The sequence below is a fragment of the Lentisalinibacter salinarum genome (genome assembly GCF_040706555.1).
Classification (GTDB): Bacteria; Pseudomonadota; Gammaproteobacteria; order Steroidobacterales; family Woeseiaceae; genus Lentisalinibacter; species Lentisalinibacter salinarum.
Genome location: NZ_JAPDRH010000002.1, coordinates 1,389,932 through 1,413,804 on the forward strand (window position 1 = coordinate 1,389,932; position 23,873 = coordinate 1,413,804).

The 23,873-nt window shown below is 68.1% G+C and carries 25 protein-coding genes; 11 read left to right on the plus strand and 14 right to left on the minus strand.

Features of this window, described 5'->3' with window-relative positions; genetic code table 11:
• Positions 1-26: 26 nt before the first annotated feature.
• The 3 genes from ACJMKZ_RS09530 to ACJMKZ_RS09540 all read right to left on the minus strand — a co-directional run bounded on the left by ACJMKZ_RS09530 (position 27) and on the right by ACJMKZ_RS09540 (position 1,398).
• On the minus strand, positions 27-230 hold the full coding sequence (locus ACJMKZ_RS09530; protein ID WP_405232952.1) for a YgaP family membrane protein: 204 nt from the start codon (positions 228-230) through the stop codon (positions 27-29).
• A 118-nt stretch (positions 231-348) separates the two neighbouring features.
• Positions 349-1,029, minus strand: a complete 681-nt coding sequence (locus tag ACJMKZ_RS09535; RefSeq protein ID WP_405232953.1) for a Crp/Fnr family transcriptional regulator — start codon at positions 1,027-1,029, stop codon at positions 349-351.
• A gap of 36 nt (positions 1,030-1,065) precedes the next feature.
• Positions 1,066-1,398 carry a hypothetical protein gene (locus tag ACJMKZ_RS09540; RefSeq protein WP_405232954.1) on the minus strand — a complete coding sequence of 111 codons (333 nt, stop codon included), beginning with the start codon at positions 1,396-1,398 and terminating at the stop codon, positions 1,066-1,068.
• Between the two features lie 142 nt (positions 1,399-1,540).
• Here ACJMKZ_RS09540 and ACJMKZ_RS09545 point away from each other — a divergent pair, with 142 nt between their 5' ends.
• The 6 genes from ACJMKZ_RS09545 (at position 1,541) to yaaA (ending at position 4,723) form a co-directional block, all read left to right on the plus strand.
• Positions 1,541-2,104 carry a gamma-glutamylcyclotransferase family protein gene (locus ACJMKZ_RS09545; protein WP_405232955.1) on the plus strand — a complete coding sequence of 188 codons (564 nt, stop codon included), beginning with the start codon at positions 1,541-1,543 and terminating at the stop codon, positions 2,102-2,104.
• A gap of 2 nt (positions 2,105-2,106) precedes the next feature.
• Entirely contained in the window at positions 2,107-2,427 is a 321-nt protein-coding gene (locus ACJMKZ_RS09550) for a heavy metal-binding domain-containing protein (RefSeq protein ID WP_405225549.1), read from the plus strand.
• Positions 2,427-3,056, plus strand: a complete 630-nt coding sequence (locus tag ACJMKZ_RS09555; protein ID WP_405232956.1) for a glutathione S-transferase family protein — start codon at positions 2,427-2,429, stop codon at positions 3,054-3,056. The genes ACJMKZ_RS09550 and ACJMKZ_RS09555 overlap by 1 nt, the downstream gene beginning before the upstream one ends.
• A gap of 191 nt (positions 3,057-3,247) precedes the next feature.
• Positions 3,248-3,511 (plus strand): RNA recognition motif domain-containing protein, encoded by a 264-nt coding sequence (locus ACJMKZ_RS09560; RefSeq protein WP_405225552.1) that lies wholly within the window; start codon positions 3,248-3,250, stop codon positions 3,509-3,511.
• A gap of 35 nt (positions 3,512-3,546) precedes the next feature.
• A complete protein-coding gene (locus ACJMKZ_RS09565; RefSeq protein ID WP_405232957.1) occupies positions 3,547-3,816 on the plus strand; it encodes an MliC family protein in 270 nt (89 codons plus the stop codon).
• A 130-nt stretch (positions 3,817-3,946) separates the two neighbouring features.
• Positions 3,947-4,723: a peroxide stress protein YaaA gene (yaaA, locus tag ACJMKZ_RS09570; protein ID WP_405232958.1), complete on the plus strand. Its 777-nt coding sequence runs from the start codon at positions 3,947-3,949 to the stop codon at positions 4,721-4,723.
• Between the two features lie 42 nt (positions 4,724-4,765).
• Here yaaA and ACJMKZ_RS09575 read toward each other — a convergent pair whose 3' ends face one another.
• The 3 genes from ACJMKZ_RS09575 to ACJMKZ_RS09585 all read right to left on the minus strand — a co-directional run bounded on the left by ACJMKZ_RS09575 (position 4,766) and on the right by ACJMKZ_RS09585 (position 8,779).
• Positions 4,766-5,878 (minus strand): hypothetical protein, encoded by a 1,113-nt coding sequence (locus ACJMKZ_RS09575; RefSeq protein ID WP_405232959.1) that lies wholly within the window; start codon positions 5,876-5,878, stop codon positions 4,766-4,768.
• A gap of 112 nt (positions 5,879-5,990) precedes the next feature.
• On the minus strand, positions 5,991-6,758 hold the full coding sequence (gene xth / locus ACJMKZ_RS09580) for an exodeoxyribonuclease III (protein ID WP_405232960.1): 768 nt from the start codon (positions 6,756-6,758) through the stop codon (positions 5,991-5,993).
• The gene (locus ACJMKZ_RS09585; RefSeq protein ID WP_405233167.1) at positions 6,755-8,779 is read right to left on the minus strand and encodes a M3 family metallopeptidase; all 2,025 of its coding nucleotides are present in this window, start codon (positions 8,777-8,779) and stop codon (positions 6,755-6,757) included. The genes xth and ACJMKZ_RS09585 overlap by 4 nt, the downstream gene beginning before the upstream one ends.
• 151 nt (positions 8,780-8,930) lie before the next feature.
• On the opposite strand from ACJMKZ_RS09585, the gene gorA reads away from it, so the two are divergent.
• On the plus strand, positions 8,931-10,277 hold the full coding sequence (gene gorA / locus ACJMKZ_RS09590) for a glutathione-disulfide reductase (protein ID WP_405232961.1): 1,347 nt from the start codon (positions 8,931-8,933) through the stop codon (positions 10,275-10,277).
• A 3-nt stretch (positions 10,278-10,280) separates the two neighbouring features.
• Here gorA and aroE read toward each other — a convergent pair whose 3' ends face one another.
• Together aroE and hemB are read right to left on the minus strand one after the other, a co-directional pair.
• The gene (gene aroE, locus ACJMKZ_RS09595) at positions 10,281-11,111 is read right to left on the minus strand and encodes a shikimate dehydrogenase (protein WP_405232962.1); all 831 of its coding nucleotides are present in this window, start codon (positions 11,109-11,111) and stop codon (positions 10,281-10,283) included.
• A gap of 37 nt (positions 11,112-11,148) precedes the next feature.
• Positions 11,149-12,159: a porphobilinogen synthase gene (gene hemB / locus ACJMKZ_RS09600; RefSeq protein WP_405232963.1), complete on the minus strand. Its 1,011-nt coding sequence runs from the start codon at positions 12,157-12,159 to the stop codon at positions 11,149-11,151.
• A gap of 111 nt (positions 12,160-12,270) precedes the next feature.
• Between hemB and ACJMKZ_RS09605 the strand changes: the two genes are divergently transcribed.
• The 4 genes from ACJMKZ_RS09605 (at position 12,271) to ACJMKZ_RS09620 (ending at position 14,841) form a co-directional block, all read left to right on the plus strand.
• The gene (locus ACJMKZ_RS09605; protein ID WP_405232964.1) at positions 12,271-12,795 is read left to right on the plus strand and encodes a sigma-70 family RNA polymerase sigma factor; all 525 of its coding nucleotides are present in this window, start codon (positions 12,271-12,273) and stop codon (positions 12,793-12,795) included.
• A 5-nt stretch (positions 12,796-12,800) separates the two neighbouring features.
• Entirely contained in the window at positions 12,801-13,559 is a 759-nt protein-coding gene (locus ACJMKZ_RS09610; protein ID WP_405232965.1) for a DUF3379 family protein, read from the plus strand.
• 128 nt (positions 13,560-13,687) lie between these two features.
• Positions 13,688-14,104 (plus strand): HvfA family oxazolone/thioamide-modified RiPP metallophore, encoded by a 417-nt coding sequence (locus ACJMKZ_RS09615; protein ID WP_405232966.1) that lies wholly within the window; start codon positions 13,688-13,690, stop codon positions 14,102-14,104.
• Positions 14,105-14,253: 149 nt separating this feature from the next.
• Positions 14,254-14,841, plus strand: coding sequence for a DNA-3-methyladenine glycosylase I (locus ACJMKZ_RS09620; protein ID WP_405232967.1), 588 nt, complete (start codon positions 14,254-14,256; stop codon positions 14,839-14,841).
• 48 nt (positions 14,842-14,889) lie between these two features.
• Here ACJMKZ_RS09620 and ACJMKZ_RS09625 read toward each other — a convergent pair whose 3' ends face one another.
• The 6 genes from ACJMKZ_RS09625 to dprA all read right to left on the minus strand — a co-directional run bounded on the left by ACJMKZ_RS09625 (position 14,890) and on the right by dprA (position 23,830).
• Positions 14,890-18,090, minus strand: a complete 3,201-nt coding sequence (locus ACJMKZ_RS09625) for a S8 family serine peptidase (RefSeq protein WP_405232968.1) — start codon at positions 18,088-18,090, stop codon at positions 14,890-14,892.
• 117 nt (positions 18,091-18,207) lie between these two features.
• Positions 18,208-18,639 carry a VOC family protein gene (locus ACJMKZ_RS09630; protein ID WP_405232969.1) on the minus strand — a complete coding sequence of 144 codons (432 nt, stop codon included), beginning with the start codon at positions 18,637-18,639 and terminating at the stop codon, positions 18,208-18,210.
• The gene (hemF, locus tag ACJMKZ_RS09635; protein WP_405232970.1) at positions 18,636-19,559 is read right to left on the minus strand and encodes an oxygen-dependent coproporphyrinogen oxidase; all 924 of its coding nucleotides are present in this window, start codon (positions 19,557-19,559) and stop codon (positions 18,636-18,638) included. The genes ACJMKZ_RS09630 and hemF overlap by 4 nt, the downstream gene beginning before the upstream one ends.
• Before the next feature lie 85 nt (positions 19,560-19,644).
• Positions 19,645-22,095 carry a DNA topoisomerase I gene (locus ACJMKZ_RS09640; RefSeq protein WP_405232971.1) on the minus strand — a complete coding sequence of 817 codons (2,451 nt, stop codon included), beginning with the start codon at positions 22,093-22,095 and terminating at the stop codon, positions 19,645-19,647.
• Between the two features lie 122 nt (positions 22,096-22,217).
• Complete coding sequence (locus tag ACJMKZ_RS09645; RefSeq protein ID WP_405232972.1) at positions 22,218-22,694, minus strand: DUF494 family protein; 477 nt, start codon at positions 22,692-22,694, stop codon at positions 22,218-22,220.
• The gene (dprA, locus tag ACJMKZ_RS09650) at positions 22,691-23,830 is read right to left on the minus strand and encodes a DNA-processing protein DprA (protein ID WP_405232973.1); all 1,140 of its coding nucleotides are present in this window, start codon (positions 23,828-23,830) and stop codon (positions 22,691-22,693) included. The genes ACJMKZ_RS09645 and dprA overlap by 4 nt, the downstream gene beginning before the upstream one ends.
• Positions 23,831-23,873: the final 43 nt, after the last annotated feature.

Consider the following 23,873-nt stretch of genomic DNA (forward strand, 5'->3'; position numbering starts at 1 on the left):
TATGGCGCGCCGCGGCTAAATTACCGCTACTGTACGGACTGATCGGTCTTGCAGGTCCTGATGCCGAACAGGGAGTAGGCCGGGCACCAGCCGATGAGGCCGGTGGCCAGCGGTACCAGCCCGATCCAGCCCCACGGAGTCTGCGGGCCGATGAATACCAGGCTGAGTAGTACCAGCCCCGCCGTCACGCGGACGGCCCGGTCGACGGTGCCTTCGTTACGGAATGCCATGACGAGCCTCCTTGAGGGGTTTGCGATGTCACGGGCACAGTGTGCTCCGCGCAGGCGTCGCGCTCAGTGACTTCGTCACAGAGGGCGGCAGAGGCCGGCGATCGGAGCGGCACCGGGATCAGCCGCAGGGCTGCTCGTCCGCTATGGCACGGAGCCCGGCTTGATCGGAGAGCGTGACCACGCCGCGGCCGAGGGTGACCAGCGCTGCGCCTTCCAGGCGTTTCAGGTGCCGGGAAATCACCTCACGGGCAGTACCGAGTTCCTCCGCAAGGCTCTGATGGGTGATCCGCACGTCGCCGTCGCCGGGGTCCAGCGTCAGCAGGAGGGCAGCCAGCCGCGCCTCGACCGGCGTCAGTGCAACGGCCTCCATGCGCTCGATCACGCCGGCGAGCCGCCGTGAGAAGCTGTCCAGCACGAAACGGCGGAATGGCGCCGATTCCTCGAGGCCCCGGTCGAAGGTCGAACGCCCCATCGCCAGCGCCGTCACCGGCGTTTCGGTGTGCGCCTCGGCGGGGTAGCGGCGGCTGCTCATCAGGCAGGAGGTGGTCAGCACACAGGTGTCGCCGGGCTCCAGGCGATACAGGGTCACGGATCGGCCGGACAAGGCGTTCAGCGTAACGCGGACCGAGCCCTGCGTGATGATGAGGAAATGCCGGCACTCGGCGCCGGCATGGAACACGGTATCGCCCGCATCGAGGCGCAGAACGGCGGCGGCACCGAACAGCGTCCGTGCGTCACGGTCTCCGAGCCCTGCCAGACCCGGTACCCGCTGTAATGCCTCGGCAACGGTCGCTTGCATGGAACCCCGCCGCCGGGCCGGCCGGCTTCATGCGAGTCAGTGTGTGGCGTCTTCGACTGCCCGGATGCGCATCTCCGCCGCCGCGCCGGCCATGATCAGCCGCTGCACCAGCGACTTGTCGCAGCCGTGGCAGCCCCCGCGGCAATAGTCCGCCGGCAGGATGCCGGAATCAAGCATCTGCCGCGCCACGTCGCCCTGCCAGCCCAGCAGCGGGCAGCCCCGCTCGTTGTCGTGGACCTCCAGGGCGGCAGCGCCGCCGGGCACGCGGGCGATGCTGAGACTGTAACGGGCCTCCCGGCCAGCCTCGGCGGCGGGCGCGGTGTCCCGGAGATCCCGGGGAGCGGGTCGATAGGCGGTGTCTGTCATCATGTCGTCCTCTCCCTTCATGCAAATGAGAATCATTCTCAATAATGAGTCTACTGGCTGCAGCCCGGCCGCGCAAGCGCTCTTGTGCGCCTTGCCCGGCTGGCCGACTTGATGGCTCGAAGGGCGCCGGAGAGAATCGGCGGACATGACCACCATCCGTTATCTCGCCTATGGCTCCAACCTGCATCCGGAGCGCCTGCGGCGGCGCACGCCCTCGGCGACGCTGCTGACTACCTGGGAACTGACCGGATGGCGGCTCAGCTTCGACAAGCGGGGTTTCGACGGCTCGGCCAAGGCCACGATCTCAGCGACGAACGACGGCAGGGATCTCGTCCATGCGGCGATCTTCGAGCTGTCCCTCGACGAGAAGCCGGCGCTGGACCGGATCGAGGGCCTGAACCGGGGCTACCATGCCCACCTCCTGTCGCTACCCGGCCTCGGCGAGGTACACACCTACAAGGCCGACACCCAGTTCCAGGACGGCTCCCTGGTGCCGTTCCGCTGGTATCGTGACCTGGTACTCCACGGCGCCCGCTTCCACGGTTTCCCGCAAGCGTACATAGAGAACATCGCGGCGGTGCCCGTCGTCGACGACCCGGACGACGACCGACAGCGCGAGCACGACGACATCCTGGCGGCCATGCGCAGGGCCATGGCCGAGGCAACCGGCAATCCAACGAGTGGCGATCCCGCCACCGACAAGGAGTGACCATGATCGTGACCACCACCCCCACGCTGGAGGGGCAGAAGATCCGTGACTATCTCGGCGTCGTCACCGGCGAGGCGATCCTCGGCGCCAACCTGTTCCGCGACCTGTTCGCCGGACTGCGCGACATCGTCGGCGGCCGCTCCGCCTCCTACGAGAAGGAGTTGCGCAAGGCCCGCGAGGTGGCCTTCGAGGAGCTGGAGGCCGCCGCGCGAGAAAAGGGTGCCAACGCCGTCATCGGCGTGGACATCGACTACGAGGTGCTCGGCGAGTCCAACGGCATGCTGATGGTGAGCGTCAGCGGCACAGCGGTGCGAATCGCCTGATGTACCGTGTCTACGGCGACTCGATCTCGGGCAACTGCTACAAGATCAAACTAGTCCTGCACGAGCTCGACCTGCCCTACGAATGGGAGGAGATCGACATCCTCTCGGGGGATACGCGCCGGCCCGGTTTCCTCGCCAGGAATCCGAACGGCAAGGTGCCTGTACTGGACGTCGAGGGACAGGGCTCTCTCGCGGAGTCGAACGCCATCCTGTTGTACCTGGCCGACGGCACGCACCTGGTCCCGACGGATCCCTACCAGCGGGCGCTTCTCTGGCAGTGGCTGTTCTTCGAGCAATACAGTCATGAGCCCTACATCGCCACGTCCCGGTTCATCGTCCGCTACCTCGGGCGGCCCGCCGACCGCGAGGAGGAACTACAGGCCCGGAGGACCCCCGGTTACCGCGCACTGGACGTGATGGAACGGCGCCTCGGTAATCACGATTTCCTCGTGGCCGACCAATACACCGTGGCGGACATCGCCCTTTTCGCCTACACGCACGTCGCGGACGAGGGCGGCTTCAGCCTGGACGCTCATCCGGCCATACGAGACTGGGTCGACCGCATCCGTGCGCGAGAGGCATTCCTGCCGATGTACTCCGCCGCCACCCGCCAGCCGGATGCCGTGTGACGGATTGGTAACGGCCGGATGATCGGCGATTGAGTCGTCTTCTGGTGCCCGCTACTATTGGCAGCGGCGGGGCGGATCATCACTGACAGGAGGCCCCGCGCCCGGTACACCCGGGGTCATCCGGCCGAGGTCCCACGCCGTTGATCCGGCTGATGTCAGCGTGTTGAGAACGGCGGTGTGTGGACGGTTTGATGAATATCTATGTGGGTAACCTCCCTTACAGCATTACGGACGACGAACTGCGGGAGGCCTTCGCCGCCTTCGGCGACGTGAAGTCAGCCAAGGTCATCATGGATCGCGAGACGGGTCGCTCCAAGGGCTTCGGTTTCGTCGAGATGGACGATGCGAAAGAAGCCGAGGAAGCGATCCGGGTGATGAACGGTCAGGACCTGAATGGCCGGCCGGCGCGGGTCAGCGAGGCCCGGCCGCGCCAGGACCGCCCATTCCGCGGCTGAGCGCGAGTCTGCGGGCCGCCGGCCTGGCGGCTCTGGTGACTCCGGCGCTCGCCGGCACCGGTTGCGCCGGTGCACCCGTCGACACCCGGAGCTACGACTGCGAGCAGGGCGGGCTCCTGTCTGTCGAGATCGCCGACGCCATGGCGCGCGTCGAGTTCGACGGCCGCCGCCATACCCTGGCGGCGGTGGAGACAGACGAGGGCCGCCGCTGGCGCGACGGCGACGTCCTGCTCTGGATACGCGACGGCGAGGCATCCGTCACCGTCGGCGATCAGGTCGTGGTCTGGGGCTGCCGGCGGCGCTGACCTGCAGGCGGCGACGGGCTGCGACAGCACCTGCGCAGCGTCTTTACAAAGGCCGCCGTTTCACTAGGATGAGCAGTCGCCCGGCAGCCGACGGCCGCCGCCACCACCCGAGCAACACCGGTAGACCGACATGATCATCGTCCTCTCTCCCGCCAAGACCCTGGACTTCGAATCGCCGCTGGCGACGGACAAGCACACGACGCCGCGCTTCCAGAGCGAGGCGCGCCAGCTGGTGGAGATCCTGCGCGGCAAGTCCGGGAAAGAGATCGCCTCGCTGATGAACCTGTCGCCGAAGCTGACGACGCTGAACGTGCAGCGCTATCGGGACTTCTCCGACCGCGCCACCGCGAAGAACGCACGCCCGGCGCTGCTCGCGTTCAAGGGCGACGTGTATCAGGGCCTGCAGGCGGAGCGCTTCGACGCCCGCGACCTGAACTATGCGCAGGATCATCTGCGTATCCTGTCCGGGCTTTACGGCGTGCTGCGCCCGCTCGATCTCATGCAGCCCTATCGGCTGGAGATGGGCACCTCGCTCGCCAGCGAGGCGGGCAAAGACCTCTACGCCTTCTGGGGCGAGCGCATCACCCGCGCGCTGAACGAGGAGCTGGCCGGCCAGAAGCCGAAGGCGCTGATCAATCTGGCGTCCAACGAGTACTTCGGCGCGGTGAACGGGGACCTGCTGGACGGGCGCATCGTGTCGCCGGTGTTCAAGGACCGCGCGAAGAGCGGCGACTACCGGGTGCTGAGTTTTTTCGCCAAGCGGGCGCGGGGCATGATGGCCGCCTGGATCATCCGCGAGCGGGTCGACACGCTGAAGGGCCTGAAGGACTTCGCGGAGGAAGGCTACCGCTACAGCGAAGAGCAATCCGAGCCGGACCGGCCGGTGTTCCTGCGCGCGAAGAACTGATCCGCGCCCGAGCCGCCGCCCGGTGATGGTGATACCGGTGCGTCAGCCGGTCGCCGTATTGTCCAGCCGTATGCGGGCGAGACGCGTCCCGGTCTCCTCCACCATCTCGCGCATGGTGCGCAGACTGGACTGCTCGCCGACGAACGCGGGCGGCTTGCGCCGCAGCAGCTGCCAGTGGCCGGACTCCAGGATCTGCTCGAGGAAGGTGAAGTTCGCCTCGATGGCGAGCATGTAGGGATTCTGGCCTTCGAACAGCGCCTCGAGGTATCGGTATACACCGCCGAAGGTGTTCTCCAGCCGGGGCAGCGCCGCATACTCGAAAAACCCCGGCGTCTGGCGGAGCAGGTCTTCGCCGGACTCGTAGCGCACCATGAACTCGCCGGGCCGTGCGTTCTCGATGGCCACGCCGCCGACGACGAACTCGCTGTACAGGCGGTCGCGGCATTTCTCCAGGTAGCAGCGGTCGGCCATCTGGGCGACCAGGTCGGCCGTGCCGAGGAGGTGACCCAGCAGGGTGTCCTTCGGATCCTCCATCTCGATCGCTTCCGGCGCGATCTCGTAGCCGGTGAAGTGCACCAGCTTGCTCGCGGCCGGCGCCAGGTGGTCGAGCCCGATGCCGGGCAGATAGCGGCGCAGGAAATCGGCGCTCCGGCTGACGTGATAGAGAGTGAACTCGGCGCCGTTGCGGTATTCCCGGTCCCGTAGTTCGTGGCGGATGTAGCCGGCGTCGTGGAACAGGGAAGTGATGATGCCGAGCAATGCCCGCTCGGGGCCGAGGCCCTCGCCGACGTTGCGCGCCGACTCGTAGCCCGCGATGAGGCGCGCCATGGCCAGCGTCATGTCCAGCGTGTGCTGGATGTCGTGATAGCTGGTGTCGCAGCCCAGGTAGCCGGGCATGCGGCCGGTGAACAGCCGTTCGAAGTCGTAGAACGCGAGCCAGATCTTGTCGAGGCCGGCGTCCGGGTAGGTCTGCTCGAGCAGTTCCCGCACCGCGTCGCGCACGGCGGCGGGATTGCTCACCTGCACCGTGTTGGTGACATCGAAGTCGTTGCGCCGGTCCTGCAGCATATTCTTGTACTTCTCGGCGCCGTCGGCGCCCCCCGCGCTGCGGCCCGCCTGCAGAGTCCGACCGTGAGTCCCGGCATCCGGATTCACGATTCTCCCCCCGTCCGCGGCAGCGGACCATCGTGTCTTGTGCCTGCAGCATACACGCCGCCCCCGGCCGCAAGCGGCCGGTTTGACCTAAGACGGCAGATCGCGCGCGCCCTCATTCCTCGAACTCCGCCCAGACGGGGGCATGATCCGAAGGGCGCTCCCAGCCGCGCGGTTCCGGGTCGACGGCGCTGGCGACGCAGCGCTCGGCCATGGCGTGGCTGCCGAGTATGAGGTCGATGCGCAGCCCCCGGTTGCGGCGAAATGCCGCCGCCCGGTAGTCCCACCAGCTGAACGCCTCCTCCGGCTGGTCGAACTGGCGGAACAGATCCACCAGGCCGAGTTCGGTGAGGCGCTTCAGTGCGGCGTGCTCGGGCTCGCTGAACAACACCCGCCCGCGCCAGAGCTCAGGGTCGTGCACGTCCCGGTCCTCCGGGGCAATGTTGAAGTCGCCGAGCACGACCAGCCGCCCGTGGGACTTCAGCTCGTCGGCGAGATAGTCCCGCAGTCGGCCGAGCCATTCCAGCTTGTACTGGTACTTGTCCGAGTCCACTGCCTGGCCGTTGGGAACATAGAGGTTGACGACGCGGACGCCGCCGATCGTGGCCGCCAGCACCCGCCGCTGGGGGTCTTCGGAGCCCGGCAACGCGCGTACCGGATCGGACGGCGGCCGGCGCGAGAGCAGTGCCACGCCGTTATAGGTACGCTGGCCGTTGGAGATGCCGTGGTAGCCGGCCGCCTGCAGCGCCTCCGCCGGAAAGTCCTCGTCCGGCTGCTTGATCTCCTGCAGTGCCAGCACGTCGGGCTTCGCCTCCGCCACCCAGGCGAGCACCTGGGGCAGGCGGACCTTCAGGGAGTTCACATTCCAGGTGGCGACCTTCACGCTGCCCGGCTGATCCCGCTGCTCGCGAGCAGCGCTTCGAGACTCGGGCCCCTGCCGCGGAACTCGACGAAGGCATCCATGATGTCCCGGCTGCCGCCCACCTCCAGGATGCTGGTGCGGAAGCTCTGCGCCGTGCCGCGGTCGAAGATGCCCGCCTCCTCGAAGGCGCTGAAAGCGTCCGCCGCCAGCACCTCGGCCCACTTGTAGCTGTAGTAGCCTGCAGCATAGCCGCCGGCGAAGATGTGCGCGAAACCGTTCGCGAAGCGATTCCAGGCCGGCGGCCGCACCAGCGTCACCCGGTCGCGTACTTCGTCCAGGATTTGCGCCGCGCGCGAGCCCTGCGCGGGGTCGTACTCGGCGTGCAGGCGGAAGTCGAACAGGGCGAACTCCAACTGGCGCAGCATCTGCAGGCCGGCATTGAAGTTGCGGCTGCCGCGCAGGCGCTCGAACATCTCCTCCGGCAGGGGCTCGCCGGTGTCGACATGTCCGGACGCGTGCGCCAGCACTTCGTAGTGCCAGGCGAAGTTCTCCATGAACTGGCTCGGCAGCTCCACCGCATCCCAGGGCACGCCGTTGATGCCGGCGATGCTGGGGTAGTCCACCCGGGTGAGCAGGTGGTGCAGCATGTGGCCGAACTCGTGGAAGAGCGTGAGCACGTCGCTGTGGGTCAGCAGCGACGGCTCATCGCCGTGGGGCGGCGTGAAGTTGCACACCAGGTAGCCCACCGGCGCGGCTCTCTCGCCGCCGATGCCCTTGCGCACGACGCACTCGTCTATCCAGGCGCCGCCGCGCTTGCCCGTGCGGGCGTAGAGATCGGCGTAGAAGCCGCCCACGGACGTGCCGTCGGCATCGCGCACCTCGTAATAGTTCACGCTGTCGTGCCAGACGGGAACGCCCTCGCGTACGGCGATTTCCAGCCCGTAGAGCTCCCCTGCCAGGCGGAACAGACCTTCGACGACCCTGGGCGCCGGCAGGTACCGGCGGAGCTCCTCGTCGGAGATGGCGTGGCGCTCCTGCTTCAGTTTCTCGGAGTAGTAGGCGAGGTCCCAGGGCCGGATCGAGCGGCCGGCGAAGTCCTCCACCGCGGCCACCTCGTCCTTCGCTGCAGGCAGGCTGCGCTCGGCCAGCTCGGAGAGGAACGCGAGCACATCGTCCACGCCCGGCGCCATCTTGCTGGCCAGCGAGTACTCCGCGTAGTTGTCGAAGCCGGTGAGGGCGGCCGCCTCGTGGCGCAGCGCCAGGATCTCCTCGATGAGCGGCGCGTTGTCGTGGGCGGGATCGTGGGGGCCGGTATCGGAGGCCCGCGTGACCCAGGCCTCGTAATAGGTGCGGCGCAGATCCTCGTCGTCGGCGTGGGTGAGCACCGCCTGATAGGTGGGCTGATCCAGGTTGAACTTCCAGCCGTCGAGCCCGGCATCCTCCGCCGCCGCGCGGGCGCGCTGACGCGCGCCTGCAGGCAGACCGGCCAGCTGTGCCTCGTCCTCGACGTGCAGGCTCCAGGCGTCGGTCGAGTCCTGCAGATTCTGCTCGAAGCGGGTCGCCGCCTTCGCCATGGCCTGGCGGATCTCGCGGAAGCGCCGCTTGTCGTCCTCGGGCAGCCCGACGCCGCCGAGCCGGAAGTCACGGAGCGCGTGTTCCAGCAACTTCGCGAGCCCGGGATCCGCGTCCGCCGGCAGGCGCCCGGCCAGGTCCTGGAAGCGCCGGTACAGGGTCTCGTTCTGGGCCAGCTCCGTGGCGTACTCGGTCAGCAGGGGCAACGCCTCGCCGTACGCCTTCCGCCAGTCGGCGTTGGCGGTCACCATGTGCAGGTGGCTCACCGGCGACCAGAGCCGCGACAGCCGGTGGCTCATCTCTTCCAGGGGGACCACCAGCGCCTCCGGCGTGGGAGACTCGTCGGCCAGCAGTTCCTGCAGGCGCCGCCGGTTCTCCTCGAGCACCGTCCTGACGGCAGGCAGCACGTGCGACGGCTCCAGCTCGGGGAACGGCGGAAGTTCCGTGTTTTCAAGCAACGGATTGGACATGGGGTTGGACATGGGCAAACCCGACCTCGGTCTTGCATTTCCCTGACCGGCCCGCATGTTAGCATGCGCGTCCCGTCCGGAGTCGCGCCGATAGCCGGGTTTCGCGCGGGAAAATGGACGATCAACGGATCACAATAACCGGAGACTGACGGTGGCACACCACTTCGATCTGATCGCGATCGGCGGCGGCAGCGGCGGACTGGCCCACGCACAACGCGCTGCCGAATACGGCGCACGGGCGGCGGTGGTCGAAAGCGGTCGCCTGGGCGGCACCTGCGTCAACGTGGGCTGCGTGCCGAAGAAGGTCATGTGGTACGCGTCCGCCATGTCCCATCACGTGGAGCAGGCGAAGGACTACGGCTTCGACGTCGCCGTCAACGGCCACGACTGGCCCGGGCTGAAGGCCGCCCGGGACGCCTACGTGGCCAGGCTGAACAAGATCTACGCAGGCAATCTCGACAAGCGCCACGTGACCCACATCGCCGGCCGCGCGAAGTTCGTCGACGAGCATACCGTGGAGGTGGACGGCGAGCGTTTCACCGCCGATCACATCACGATTGCCACGGGCGGCTACCCCATCGTGCCCGATCTCCCCGGCGCGGAACTCGGCATCACTTCCGACGGCTTCTTCGAACTGGAGGAGAAGCCGGAGCGGGTCGCGGTCGTCGGCAGCGGCTACATCGGCGTGGAACTCGCCGGCATGCTGAATTCCCTGGGTGCCGACGTGACCCAGTTCGTCCGCTACGACGGCGTGCTGCGGAGCTTCGACGAGATGCTGCGCAGCGAGGTCATGCAGGCGATGGACGACGACGGCATCATCATCGAGCGCCACTTCATCCCGAAGGGTCTGGAGCAGACCGACAACGGCCTGCGCCTGCTGAGCGAGGACGGCCGGCACTTCGACGGCTACGACTGCCTGATCTGGGCCGTGGGCCGGGCGCCGGCGACGGACGGACTGGAACCGTCGGCGGCGGGAGTGGAGACGGATGCGCGCGGCTTCATCCCGGTGGACGAGTACCAGGTCACCAGCGTGCCGAACATCTACGCCATCGGCGACGTCACCGGCGCGGCGGCGCTGACGCCCGTGGCCATCGCCGCCGGCCGCCGGCTCGCCGACCGGGTGTTTGGCGGCATGACCGACCGGCACCTGGACTACTCGAGCATCCCCACGGTGGTGTTCAGCCATCCGCCCATGGGCACGGTCGGGCTGACCGAGCACGAGGCGCTGGAGCGCTACGGCGACGACGTGGGCTGTTTCACCAGCCGGTTCAATCCCATGCTGTACGCGCTCAGCGAGTTCAAGCGGCCGAGTTCCATGAAGCTGGTGACGGTGGGCGACGACGAGCGCATCGTCGGCTGCCACATCTTCGGCGACGGCGCCGACGAGATGCTCCAGGGCTTCGCGGTGGCCATCCGCATGGGCGCGAAGAAGAAGGACTTCGACGATACCGTCGCCATCCACCCGACCAGCGCGGAAGAGCTGGTCACCATGCGCTGAGTCTCAGCGCGGCAGACGCTTGAGGACGCTTCGCGTGTCCGGCCGGACACCGCGCCAGATGTAGAACGACTCCGCTGCCTGCTCCACCAGCATGCCCCAGCCGACGATGGAGCGCCGGGCGCCCTGCGCCCGCGCCCAGTGCGTGAACGGCGTGTCGCCGGTGCCGTACGACAGGTCGTAGCAGATCGTCTCCGCGGTGACGATGCCGGCCGGGAACGGCAGCGCCTCGCCGCGCAGCCCGGCCGAGGTGGCATTGATCACCAGGTCGTAGTCGACGTCCTGCACGATGTCGTCGAAGCGGCAGGCCTCGACGGCTCCCATGCTGCCGAAATGGTTCGCCAGTGCCTGCGCCTTGGACACCGTCCGGTTGGCCAGTGTGATGGTGGTGGGCTGCTCCTCCAGCAGCGGCGCCATGATGCCGCGGGTGGCGCCCCCGGCGCCGAGGATGAGTATGCGCGCGCCCTCGATGGCCACCCGGTGATTTCTGCGCAGGTCGCGCACCAGGCCGACGCCGTCGGTGTTGTCGCCGCGGATGGTCTCCCGGCTGATGCTCAGGGTGTTCACGGCCCCGGCCATGCTGGCCGCATCGGACAACTCGTCCACCAGCCGGACCGCCTCGCTCTTGTGGGGCACGGTGATGTTCAGGCCGCGCCCGCCCTGGCGCTGGAAGGAGCGGATGGCGCTCTCCAGCTCGGCGGGCGGCACCTCCAGCAGCTCGTACGTCAGGTGCTGGCCGGTCTGCTGAGCGAAGACCCGGTGGATGATCGGCGAGCGGCTGTGGCTGACGGGATAACCCACCACGCCGTAGCGGTCCGGCTCGTTCTGTTCGCTCACGTCCCTGTTTTTCCCCGCTCCGTCCCGTACTTCCGGCTCAGTCGTCGGCCAGCCAGCGCGCAGCCTCCGGCGCAAAATAGGTGAGGATGGCGCTGGCGCCGGCCCGCTTTATCGACAGCAGCGCTTCCATGACGGTCTCGCGCTCGTCCAGCCAGCCGTTGGCGGACGCCGCCTTCAGCATGGCGTATTCGCCGCTCACCTGATACGCCATGGTCGGCACGCCGTACTCGTCGTGCACGCGGCGGATGATGTCGAGATAAGGCAGCGCCGGTTTCACCATGACCATGTCGGCGCCCTCGGCGATGTCCATGCCCACCTCGCGCAACGCCTCGTCGCTGTTCGCCGGGTCCATCTGGTAGCTGTGCTTGCCGCCGCCGCCCAGGTTGGACGCGGAGCGGACGGCGTCGCGGAAGGGTCCGTAATAGCTGGAGGCGTACTTGGCCGCGTAGGCCAGGATCATCGTGTGCACGTGGCCGCCGTCCTCCAGCGCCGTGCGGATGGCGCCGATGCGCCCGTCCATCATGTCCGATGGCGCGACTACATCCGCGCCCGCCTTGGCGTGGGAGACGGCCTGGCGCACCAGCATGTCCACGGTCTCGTCGTTCAGCACGTAGCCACTGTCGTCGATGATGCCGTCCTGGCCGTGGGTGGTGTAGGGGTCGAGTGCCACGTCGGTCATGACGCCGAGATCCGGATAGCGTTTCTTGATGGCCCGCACCGCCTGCTGTGCCAGGCCGTCCGGGTCGGCACAGACGGCACCGTCCGGAGTCTTCGCCGCCGGGTCGATGATGGGGAACAGCGCTACCATGGGGATGCCGAGCGCGTGTACCACGGAGAGGTGCTCCAGCAGCAGGTCGACGGAACGCCGCTCGATGCCCGGCATGGACGGCACGGTCTCGCGGCGGCCTTCGCCCTCGAGCACGAAGACGGGATAGATGAAGTCGCTCGGCGCCAGCCGGTTCTCGGCCACCAGCGAGCGCACCCAGCCGGTACGGCGGGTGCGGCGGAGTCGGGTGGCGGGGAACCTTGTGTCCGGGCGGCTGCTCATATTTACTCTCGGGTCACTCGGGAAAAATCGGATTCTCCCCCGATTCGGTTGGCGTGTCCAAGGAGGGGGAGGAGTGGTGAAATAAATGCCGAGGACCGCAGGTCTGTATCCATGACGGGAATATCAGAGGACAGCCGGCGCCGGCACCGCTTCGAGCGGCTGGTGGGCGAACTCCGCCGGGACATGTACCGCTACGCGTTCTGGCTCAGCCGGGACGGCGCACTGGCGGAGGACGTGGTGCAGGAAGCGATGGTGCGAGCCTGGCGCAATCTGGACAGCCTGCGCGACGACGGCGCGGCGAAGCAGTGGCTGCTGACGATAGTGAGGCGCGAGAACGCGCGGCAGTTCGAAAGGAAACGACTGGAGACGGTGGATGTGGACGATCTCGGCGGCAGGGAAGAAGGCATGCTGGCGCACTCGCACGATACCGACGTCGATGACCTTCGGGCTGAGCTCCTCGAGCTCCCCGACGAATACCGGGAGCCGCTCGTGCTGCAGGTGCTGATGGGGTACACCACGGGCGAAATCGCCGAGGTGATGGAGTTGAAGCAGGCCACCGTGCTCACCCGGCTGCACCGGGCGCGCAACCAGCTGAAGGAGAGGTTCGCGGCCGATGGCCCGGACTCGGACGAGTGACGAACATGCGTTGTCAGGAATTCAGAGAGCGGCTCGACAGCGACCCCGGGGCGGATTTCCCTGGCCGGTCCGCCCATGCCTCCGGGTGCCCGGAATGCGCCCGTTACGCCGCCGAGTCCGCCGTGTTCGAGCGGCGCCTCGCGGCCGCCCTCGCCGTTGACGTGCCGGATTTCCTCATCGATCTCCCGGAAGAAGACGGACATGCCGGCGGCCGGGCCGACAAGGTGGTCTCGCTGGACCAGCGGCGCGGGAGGCGCGCCGCCCGCTGGCGCGCGCTGCCCGCCTGGGCCGGCGTTGCCGCCGCGCTGGCGCTGGCCGTGACCCTGGCGCTGCAGTTCGGCAGCGGACCGCGGGGGCTCGATTCCTCCGCGCTCGCCGCCGAGGTGATCGCGCATATGGACCATGAACCCTATTCCCGCGTCGTCACGGACGAGGCGGTGGCGGGCAACGAACTCAGCCGGGTGTTGACACCCGCCGTGTCCCGCCTTGACGCCGGCCGGGTCGGGCTGGTGACCTATGCGCAGACCTGCCCGATCAACGGCCGCGACGTCCCGCACCTGGTGGTCCAGGGCGCGGACGGGCCGGTCACGCTGCTGCTGATGGCCGGCGAGAAGCTGGATGCGCCCGTGCCGCTCGAGGGAGACGGTTTCCACGGCGTCATCCTGCCCGTCGGCGAGGGCAGCATCGCCGTCGTCGGCGAGAAGGGCCAGTCGGTGGACGACGTGACGGAGAACATCCGCAGCGCCGTGGACTGGCAGATCTGAGCCCGGCCGACCGGAGCCGGGCAGATCCGGTCAGGCGACAAAGCGTTTTCATCCTGCCGGGGCGGTTGCAACGCCCCCAGGGAATCAAGGGCCCGCTACGGGCCGATACGACAGCGAGGAGAGAGATCATGAATGACAAGCACATGAAGAAGCCTATTGCGATTGCGGTCGGTGCGGCACTCGCCGCTACTTTCGGCGCCGTGGGCGTGGCCCAGGCCCAGAGTGACCAGGGCGCCGGCAGCCCGTTCCAGATGACGTCCCTGTCCAGCGGCTACGAGGCCACCGGTGGCCACGGCGAAGGCAAGTGCGGCGAAGGCAAGTGCGGCGGCGACAAGGAAGGCGACAAGGGCGGTGAAGGCGCCTGCGGCGAAGGCAAGTGCGGCGGCGACAAGGGCGGTGAAGGCACCTGTGGCGGCGACAAGGGCGGTGAAGGCTCCTGCGGCGGTGACAAGGGTGGTGAAGGCTCCTGCGGCGGCGACAAGGGTGGCGAAGGCTCCTGTGGCGGTGACAAGGGCGGCGAAGGCTCCTGCGGCGGCTCCGTCTGACAGCCTGAGCGCATCCGTCAACTCACGGAAGAAGGCTCGCGGCTACGGCCGCGGGCCTTTTTTCGTCTTCGGGGAGCGATTCGCCGCTGGCTGTCTTCCCCGTCCGGGAGCGACAATGGCCGCACCGCCGACAGCAGGGGGATGACGCGATGAGCGAGGATCCGGTGCGCTGCGCCTGGTCACTGGGCGTGAATCAGGCCTACATCGATTATCACGATACGGAGTGGGGCGTGCCCGTGCGCGACGACCGGCGCCAGTTCGAGTTCCTGGTGCTGGAGGGCGCCCAGGCGGGGCTGTCCTGGTCTACCGTGCTGAACAAGCGGGAGGGTTACCGGCGCGCCTTCGCAGATTTCGATGCAGAGAAGGTCGCCCGTTTCAGCGAGGCGAGGATCGCGAAGATCCTGGCCGATCCGTCGGTGATCCGGAACCGCCTGAAGGTGCGCTCGGCCGTGACCAACGCCCGCGCCTTCCTGGCTGTGCAGGAGGAGTTCGACGGCTTCTGCAATTACATCTGGCGCTTCGTGGACGGCGCGCCGAAGCAGAACCACTGGCAGAGCGACGCCGAGGTGCCGGCCACCTCGCCGGAGTCCGATGCGTTGTCGAAAGACCTGAAACGGCGGGGCTTCCGCTTCGTCGGCTCCACGATTGTCTACGCCCACATGCAGGCCACCGGCATGGTGAACGATCACGTGGCGGATTGCTTCCGCCACGCCGAGTGCGCACGGCTGGCGGAGTGACCCCGGTTCCCCGTATCGGGCCTGGTCAGTTCCGGATATTCAGGCCGGTCAGTTCCGGATATTCACAATAGTGAGCGCCGTCAACCCGCTCGGCGTCACGTGTGAGATCGCGCCGAGATAGCGCCGGTCCGCGGCCAGCCCGGACCAGGTCACCTGCAGCGTCTCGGTGCTGCCGGCGGTGACGCTCGAGGGCGCCGAGACGGTCATGTTGCCCGCATCGTCCACCAGCCCGAACGCCCAGGCGAAGAGCTGGTAGTTCGCGCCGGGACCGCCGGCCACCTGGTCGGTCTCGAAGCCGTGGATCAGCACCGCGTAGCGGCCGGCGGGCGGCGTCACCAGGCTGAACTCCTCGGCCGAGGTCTCCGAGCCGCTTTCGCCGATGCGCGTGCAGATGTCGTTCGGGCAGTAGTAGACGTACATGTCCAGATCGTCGTCGCCGTCGGTGGCCTCGTCGAACAGCGCGAAGCGCAGATACGCCTGATTCGCCGGCACGTCGATCACGTGGCTGGTCACACCGTTGCCGTCGCGGAAGCTGAATGTCTTGGTGGGGTCGTTGTCCACGAAACCGTCGATCACCAGCGCCTCGTTCAGCCCGTGCACGCCGGCGCGGTAGCTGCCCGTATAGCCGAAGTCCACGTCGAAGCCGAGCGTGCCGCTGCCGCCGGCATCACGCACCTCCTCCGGTGCCGACAGCGATACCGGCCGGATGGCCAGCGGGGTGCGCACGGCCGTCTCGCCGGCCCGCCAGCTCATGGCGCCGAAGTACCAGAGGTCGAGCCCGGTGCCGATGAACTCCATGTCCACGGTGTAGGTGGCGGTCTCGCCCGGGTTCAGCGACAGCGTCGCCGGAGACACGGATACCACGGTGCCCGGCGGCGGCTCGATCTCCGCCTGCCAGGTGCCCCCCGCGTCGCCGGCGGCCGTCACGCTACGGGTGATGCTGCGCCGGCCGGTCAGCTGCTCGATGGCGATGGAGGCCTGGTTGAACTGGGTCGCGTCGAAGCTCCTGCCGGCGGCGGCCAGCTCGTCGCAGCGTGACGGGTCCGGGAGGGGCTCCTCCAGGCCGCAGCCGAAGGCGTCGTAATCGTCGGCGCCGGCGTCGAAGAGCAGCCCGGGTTTGCCGGCTGCGTTCGGCTGCAGGTGGCCCGCGCCGAAGTCGAACGGATTGGCCGGGGTCTCGCCGTCCTGCTGCACCACGTCCTGGTAGGCGCTGGTCATCATGGCCGAGCGCAGCGCCGCCGGCGACCAGTTCGGGTTGGCCTCCAGCAGCAGCGCGGCGACACCGGCCACGTGAGGGGTGGACATGGACGTGCCGGAGAGATAGCCGAAGAACTCGCCCTGCTCCGCGTTGGCGGCATCCGGGGTGAAGCCCGCGAGTATGCTGACCCCCGGCGCCGTCAGGTCGGGCTTCAGTATGTCCGGCGCGCCGCTGGCCGGCCCCCGCGACGAGAAGCCGGCCATGATGTTGCCGGCCTCGGTCTCGGTGAGGAACAGCCCTGCCGCGAGCCGCACGTCGACGATCTCCTCGTCCACGTTGATGGCGTCGAACAGGAGCCGTCCGTCCGCCTGGCCGATCATGACGGCCGGGATGTCCACCGAATCGGCCGTGCCGGTCATGACGAAGGGCTCGCCGGCGTTGTTGAATACCAGGGCGCCGATGGCGCCGGCGTCCTCAACGTTGCGGATCTTGGTCTCGAAGCTGCAACCGCCGCGCGCGAGCAGCGCGATCCTGTCGGCGAGTTCGTCCCCGTTCACCGGCGCCTGGCAGGCATCGTAGGTGGTGCCGTTACCGCCCCCCGTGTCGGTGGCCAGGCTGTCGTCGTCGACGATCACGAGTTCCTCTTCCACGCTGCCGGTGTCTTCCAGCTGCGGGGTGAAGCTCGCCTCGCGGGAGGCGTACTTGCCGGCCAGCGAAGGCGGTGAGATCACCTCCATGGCCTCGCTGAAACTCACGCCGGGGCGCGTGGAGGCCGCCACCGTAGTGACCCACGGCGAGCTGCCCGGCGAACCGATGGTGCGCAGGCCCGGCCCCTCGTTGCCCGCGGCCACCGCGGTGAAGATACCGGCCTTGGCGGCGGCCAGCAGGGCGATGTCGTCGGGGCCGCTCACCGTCGCCAGCGAATTACCCACCGAGTAGTTGATAATGTCCACGCCGTCCGCCACGGCCGCGTCCACGGCCCGGGCGAGGTCGGAGGTATTGCAGCTGGCCCGGGTGTCGCCCGGCCTCAGCCAGCAGGCCTTGTAGATCGCCACCCGGGCTTTCGGCGCCATGCCGCGGATGCGTGCGAGTTCGGTGCCGGCCACGGACGCCGTCACCGGGTTTCCGGCGGCGATGGTCGCGATGTGGGTGCCGTGGCCGTCGGCGTCCCGTGGCGAGAGGAACTCGCCGGGGTCCAGGTCGCCCGTCTCCAGGGCCCCGTCGACGAAGAAGCGGGCGCCGATGAGCTTGTTGTTGCACACCGTCTCCGCGAACTGCTCGCCGGACTGGCAGATGCCGTTCCAGTTCTCCGGCGGGTCGAACAGCTGCACGTCGTCGCGAACTTCGAAGCGTCGGCATAACCAGAGGCCGAGGAAGGTATCCGCGAACGAGGTGCGGCACAGCCGCGGCCTGTCCGCCTCCCGGGTGTCCTTCAGGCTCGGGTGGTCGGGCGTGATGCCGCTGTCGATGACGCCGATGACCACGCCCTCGCCCTCTAGCCCCAGCGCGCCGGTTAGCCCGTCCGTGTTGTCGAACAGGCCGAGAAAGCTCGGCGACTCGTTGGTGGCCAGCGGCCGGATCTCGTCCTCCCAGACCCCGGCCACCTCCGGCATGTGGCGCAGCCGGTCGGCCTGGGCCGGCGTCAGGGCGGCGGCGAAACCGCTGAAGCCGTAGCGATAGTCATAGACGGTCCGCGCACCGGGGGCGGCCTTCGCAAGCAGACTCGTCTGCGCCTGGTTGCTGCCGGCCACCCAGGCCTTCACCGCCGCCGAATCCCGGCTGAAGCCGGTGGACTGCATCACCTTCATGGAGGCGGGGCGGCCGGGCGCGGCCGCCTTCGCGTAATGCTCCGCGGCGCCGGGACGGCGCAGCTGCACGATGTACACCTTGCGCCCGTCCGCGCGGACGCCGATCTCGTCGGCCAGCACCAGGCTGCCCGCGGCGCCCTCGGCATGGCGCAGGGACGCAGCCTCCGCCGTCGTGCCGAGGCAGATTACGGTCAGAAGCAGCCAGGTCAATGGCAGCCAGGCCGGATGCAGGTTTCTGTTCACCGCTCGCTCGCCCCGGGAGGATCGATAGTCTGTCGCCACAGTGAGGAGGCTCGGACGACGTTAGCATAGCGCCGAATCGGCGGGCGAGCACGCCCGCGGTGCCGCCGCCGACGGTGCCTAGTCCCGGGCGAAGATGCGGGACGGGTCGGCGAAGCTTTTGAACTCTAGCGCGTTGCCGGCCGGGTCGCGCAGGAACATCGTGCGCTGCTCGCCCGGCTGGTCGCGGAAACGCACCCGCGGCTCGATCAGGAAGCGGACGCCGGCGGCCGTGAGCCGGTCGGCCAGGGCCTGCCAGTCGGGCGGAGCCAGGATGACGCCGAAATGGCGCACGGGGACTTCGTCGCCGTCCACGGCATTGGCTGCCTCCTCGCCGGTGTCCCCTGCCAGGTGCAGGGTGACCTGGTGGCCGAAGAAGTCGAGGTCGAGCCAGCGCTCGTCCTCCCGGCCGGTGGCGCAGCCGAGCAGCTCCACGTAGAAGCCGCGGGCGCGCTCCAGGTCGTCGACCGGCACGGCCAGGTGGAAGGGCGCGGGATCGGCGGCGGCGTTCACGAGGCGCCCAGCCAGTCGGTGGGCTTCAGGAAGCGTTCGGTCAGCTCGGCTTCCGGGCTGCCCGGCTCGGGCCGGTAGTCGTACTGCCAGCGCACGAGCGGCGGCAGGGACATCAGGATGGACTCGGTGCGGCCGCCGGACTGCAGTCCGAACAGCGTGCCCCGGTCGTAGACCAGATTGAACTCCACGTAACGTCCGCGGCGATAGAGCTGAAACTGGCGCTCGCGTTCACCCCAGGCGGTATTCCGGCGCCGCTCGACGATGGGCAGATATCCCGGCAGGAAGTGGTCGCCCACGCTTCTCATGAAATCGAAGCAGCGCTCGAAGCCCCACTCGTTCAGGTCGTCGAAGAACAGCCCGCCCACGCCGCGGGTCTCGCCCCGATGGCGGAGATAGAAGTACTCGTCGCACCAGTCCTTGAAACGCGGGTAGGTGCCCTCGGGGAAACCCTCGCAGGCGTCACGGGCCGTGTGGTGCCAGTGTTCCACGTCCTCCAGGCAGGGATAGTAGGGAGTGAGGTCGAAGCCGCCGCCGAACCACCAGACCGGTTCGCTGTCCGGCTTCTCCGCCGCGAACACCCGCACGTTGGCGTGGGTGGTGGGCACGTACGGATTCTCGGGGTGCAGCACCAGCGAGACGCCCATCGCCTGGAATCCACGCCCGGCCAGCTCCGGCCGGCTCTTCGAGGCGCTGGGCGGCAGATTGTCGCCGTAGACGTGAGAGAAGTTGACGCCGGCCTGCTCGAGCAGGCTGCCGCCTGCGGTCACCCGCGTCTCGCCGCCCCCGCCGCCTTCCCGCTTCCAGGAGTCGCGGTGGAAGCGGGCGGTGCCGTCCACTTCCTCCAGGGTATCGGTGATCCGCCGCTGCAGGCCGAGCAGGTAATCTTTGACGGCCGCCAGTTTGTCGCCGAAGTCACTCATCGCCATATGCGCGGGCTGTCTCATCATCGCGGAGCGACGCATTGTACGGGATGGCCCCGCGGGATGGGTACGGCAGGCGGGCGTCTCAGTCGGCGGACTTCTTCTTCGCTGTCTTCTTCGTCTTCTTCCTGGCCGACGTCTTCTTCCTGGCCGTGCTCTTCTTCTTCGCTGCCTTCTTCGTGTCGGCGGCGGCCGTTGCCGTCTTCTTCTTCGCCTTCTTGCGGCCGCGACCACGGGCCGGCGCGGCTGCCAGCAGCTCCTTGCATTCCTCCAGCGTCAGCGACGCCGGTTCCCGGTCCTTCGGCACCTTGGCATTCTTGTTCTTGTCGGTGACATACGGACCGTAGCGCCCCTTGAGCACCTGGATGCCCTCGTCGGGGAAGTCCTGGATGGTGCGTTCGGCATCCGCCTTCTTCTTCTCGCGGACGAGTTCCAGCGCTCGTTCCAGGTTGATGGTGAACGGATCGTCGTCGCCGCGGATGGAGACGAACTTGTTGCCGTAACGCACGTACGGGCCGAAGCGGCCGATGCTCGCGGACACCGGCTCGCCCTCCGGCGTCTCGCCGAGCTTGCGCGGCAGCTTGAACAGCTCCAGCGCTGCGTCGAGATCGATCTCGTTCATCTTCTGGCCCGGCATGAGACCGGCGAACTTCGGTTTTTCCTCGTCGTCCTTGGTGCCGATCTGGACGAAGGGCCCGAAGCGGCCCATGCGCACGGTCACCGGCTTGCCGGACTTGGGATCCGTGCCGAGCTCCCGCGCCTGGGCCACCTGCTCGCGGGTGACGTTCTGGTCCTTCTCTTCCACCAGCTCGGCGAACGGCGTCCAGAATTCCTCCAGCAGCGGCACCCAGTCCCGATCGCCCCGGGAGATGGCGTCGAGGTCGTCCTCCATGCGTGCCGTGAAATCGTAGTCCACGTACTGGGTGAAGTGCTCGGTGAGGAAGCCGTTGACGATGCGGCCGATGTCCGTGGGCACGAACTGGCGGCCCTCCATATCGACGTATTCACGGTTCTTCAGCGTCGTGATGATGTTGGCGTAGGTCGAGGGACGGCCGATACCGAGCTCCTCGAGCGACTTCACGAGGCTCGCCTCCGTGTAGCGCGGCGGCGGCTCGGTGAAGTGCTGTTCCGGACGTATCTCCTCCAGCTTCAGCCGGTCGCCCTCGGCCAGGTCGGGCAGGCGCCGGTCGCTGTCGTCCGCCGCGGCGTCGTCGCGGCCCTCCTGGTAGACGGCGATGAAGCCGGGCTTGACCAGCACGGAGCCCGTGGCGCGGAAGCGGCCGGTGGCCTCGCCCTCCGGCTCGTCGGCGGGCACCATCTCGGCCGTAACCGTATCGAACACCGCGGGCACCATCTGGCTGGCCACCGTGCGCGTCCAGATCAGCCGGTAGAGCTTCAGCTGGTCGGCTTCCAGCTTGCCCTCCAGTTCATCCGGCGTGCGGCTGACCGAAGTGGGGCGGATGGCCTCGTGGGCCTCCTGGGCGTTCTTGGACTTGTTCTTGTACTGGCGCGGGCTGTCCGGCACGTTGTCATTCCCGTAGCGCTCGGCGATTACGCTGCGGGTCTCGTCCACCGCCACCTGGGCCAGCGTGACCGAGTCCGTTCGCATGTAGGTGATCAGGCCCACGTTGCCGTCCGCGCTGCCGATGTCCACGCCCTCGTAGAGCCGCTGGGCGACGCGCATGGTGCGCTGGGTGTTGAAGCCGAGCTTGCGCGAGGCCTCCTGCTGCAGCGTCGAGGTGGTGAACGGCGCGGCCGGGTTACGGCGCCGCTGCTTGCGCTCCACCTTGACCGTGCGCAGCACGCCGTCGGCGGCCTGCCGCAGCGCGGCGTCCACGGCCATGGCCGTGTCCTCGTCGCCGAAGCTGAACTGCTCCACCTTCTCGCCCTTCCAGGCGACCAGCCGCGCCGGGAAGGCCTGGCCTTCCTTGCTGACGTCGGCCTCGATGGTCCAGTACTCCTGCGACACGAAGCGCTCGCGTTCCTCCTCGCGCTCGACGATGAGTCTGAGCGCCGGGCTCTGTACCCGGCCGGCGGAGAGGTTCGGCTGTACCTTCTTCCACAGCAGCGGAGAGAGATTGAAGCCCACCAGGTAGTCCAGCGCGCGCCGTGCCTGCTGAGCGTTCACCAGCTCGCTGGAGAGGCCGCGGGGATGCCGGATGGCGTCCTGGATGGCCTGCTTCGTGATCTCGTAGAAGACGACGCGGTGCACGTCCTTGTTGTCCAGGGCGCCCTTGTCCTTCAGCAGCTCGTACAGGTGCCAGGCGATGGCCTCGCCCTCGCGGTCCGGGTCTGTGGCGAGTATCAGGGAATCCGCCTTCTTCAGCGCACGGACGATGGCGTTGACGTGCTTCTCGTTACGCTCGATCACCCGGTACTTCATCTCGAAGCCGTGCTCGGTATCGACGGCGCCCTCCTTCGGCACGAGGTCGCGTACGTGGCCGTACGAGGCCAGGACGTCGTAGTCCTTGCCCAGGTACTTTTCGATGGTCTTCGCCTTGGCCGGCGATTCCACGATGACGAGGTTCTTGCTCATCCGTTCCCGTGCGTCCGTTGTCGCCGGGCGCGTTCCTGTCGCCCGGCCAGAAATGAAAAACCGCGGACTCTGCCGCGGCGTGCTGTCTGACGCGGCCAGTCTGCCGCCTCAGATTGCCCCGATCAATGGATCGTCCCCGAGTCCTCGTCGAAGACCAGATCCTCCATGCGCGCGTAGGCGAGCTCCTGGCCGGGCTGGCTGAACAGTACCATCAGCACCACCCACTTGATCTGCTCCACGTCGATGTCGGCCGAATCGAGAGCGAGCAGACGGTCGATCACCAGTTCGCGCTGAGGCGGCGAGAGGATGCCCACCTGCTCCAGGTACACGAGGTAACCGCGGCATGCCGCATCCAGCCGCGAGAGTTCGACCCCGTTGAAGATGCGGGTGCCGTTCTCCGTCTGCGGGTTCGGGGACAGGAGGTCGTTGTTCGTTCCCAGACCGTCCAGCCAGTCGAGGGCGTGCTCGATCTCGGCGTCGTGGAAGCCGGCCCGGGCGAGTTCCTCGCGGAGTTCGTTCTGATCCGCTTCGGGTTCTTCCTCTGTATCGATGTAGGTCTCGAACAGATACATCAATACGTCGAGGACGTTCTCTTTCATTCGGGTAGGCGCTCCTGTCTGACCCTCGAGAACTTCCCGCCAGGCAGCGTTTCGACTTCGCCCTCGAGTTCCAGGATCAGGAGCATGGAGGAAAGCTGATCGATCGTCAATCCGGACCGTTCGATCAACGTATCCATGTCCACGGGCTCCCACGCGAGGGCCTCGAGCAGTTTGTCGTAATCCCCGTCGCGCTCGGATTCGGCGGCCTCGGCGGCCGCGGAATCCCCGCCGGAAGGGGATTTCCCGAGGCGTGTGCCGAGCGCACCCGCGAGCGGTGCGAGCTCGGCGAAGATGTCGTCGGCGGACTCCACCAGCCGCGCGCCGTCACGGATCAGCCGGTGGCAGCCGCGGGCGAGTGCGTTATGTATTGAGCCCGGTATGGCGAAAACTTCGCGGCCCTGTTCGGCGGCCAGGCGGGCGGTGATCAGCGAGCCGCTGCGCTGCGCCGCCTCCACCACGAGCGTGCCCAGGCTCATGCCGCTGATGATCCGGTTGCGTCGCGGGAAGTGCCATGCTTCCGGCGGCGAGCCCAGCGGAAACTCGCTCACCAGGGCGCCCTGCCCGGCAATGCGGTGCGCGAGTTCCCGGTTGGCGGCGGGATAGACCCGGTCGATGCCCGTGCCCAGCACGGCGATGGTGCTGCCGCCCGCCGACAGGGCGCCTTCGTGGGCTGCGGCGTCGATGCCCGAGGCGAGTCCGCTGGTGATGGTGAGACCGCTGGCGGCGAGATGGGCGGCGAACTCGAATGCGGTGCGCTCGCCGCCGCGGGTGGGATTGCGGCTGCCGACCACCGCCAGCTGGGGCATGGACAGCAGCCCGGGATCGCCGTTGACGTAGAGGACGAGCGGCGCGCCCGTGGCCTCGGCGAGCAGCGCCGGATAGTCCGGCGAATGGCGGCTGACCAGACGATGCCCGGGCTCGGCGAGCCAGCCGGCGATGCGCTCCATCCGCTCCGCCGGCGGCACGAGCAGCGCCTCGAGCGTCTCGGCATCGAGACCGCGGGAGGCAAGCGCGGCGCGTCCGGCCGCCACCACCCGGCCGGCCGAGCCGAAGCTCTCGACGAGCGCGGCCGCCTCGGCCGCGCCCAGCCCGGGCGCCTCGGCGAGACGCACCCAGGCTTCTGTCTCTTCGTCCATGTCCGGCTCCGCTGTGCCGGCACGTCAAAAAGAAAACGGCCGG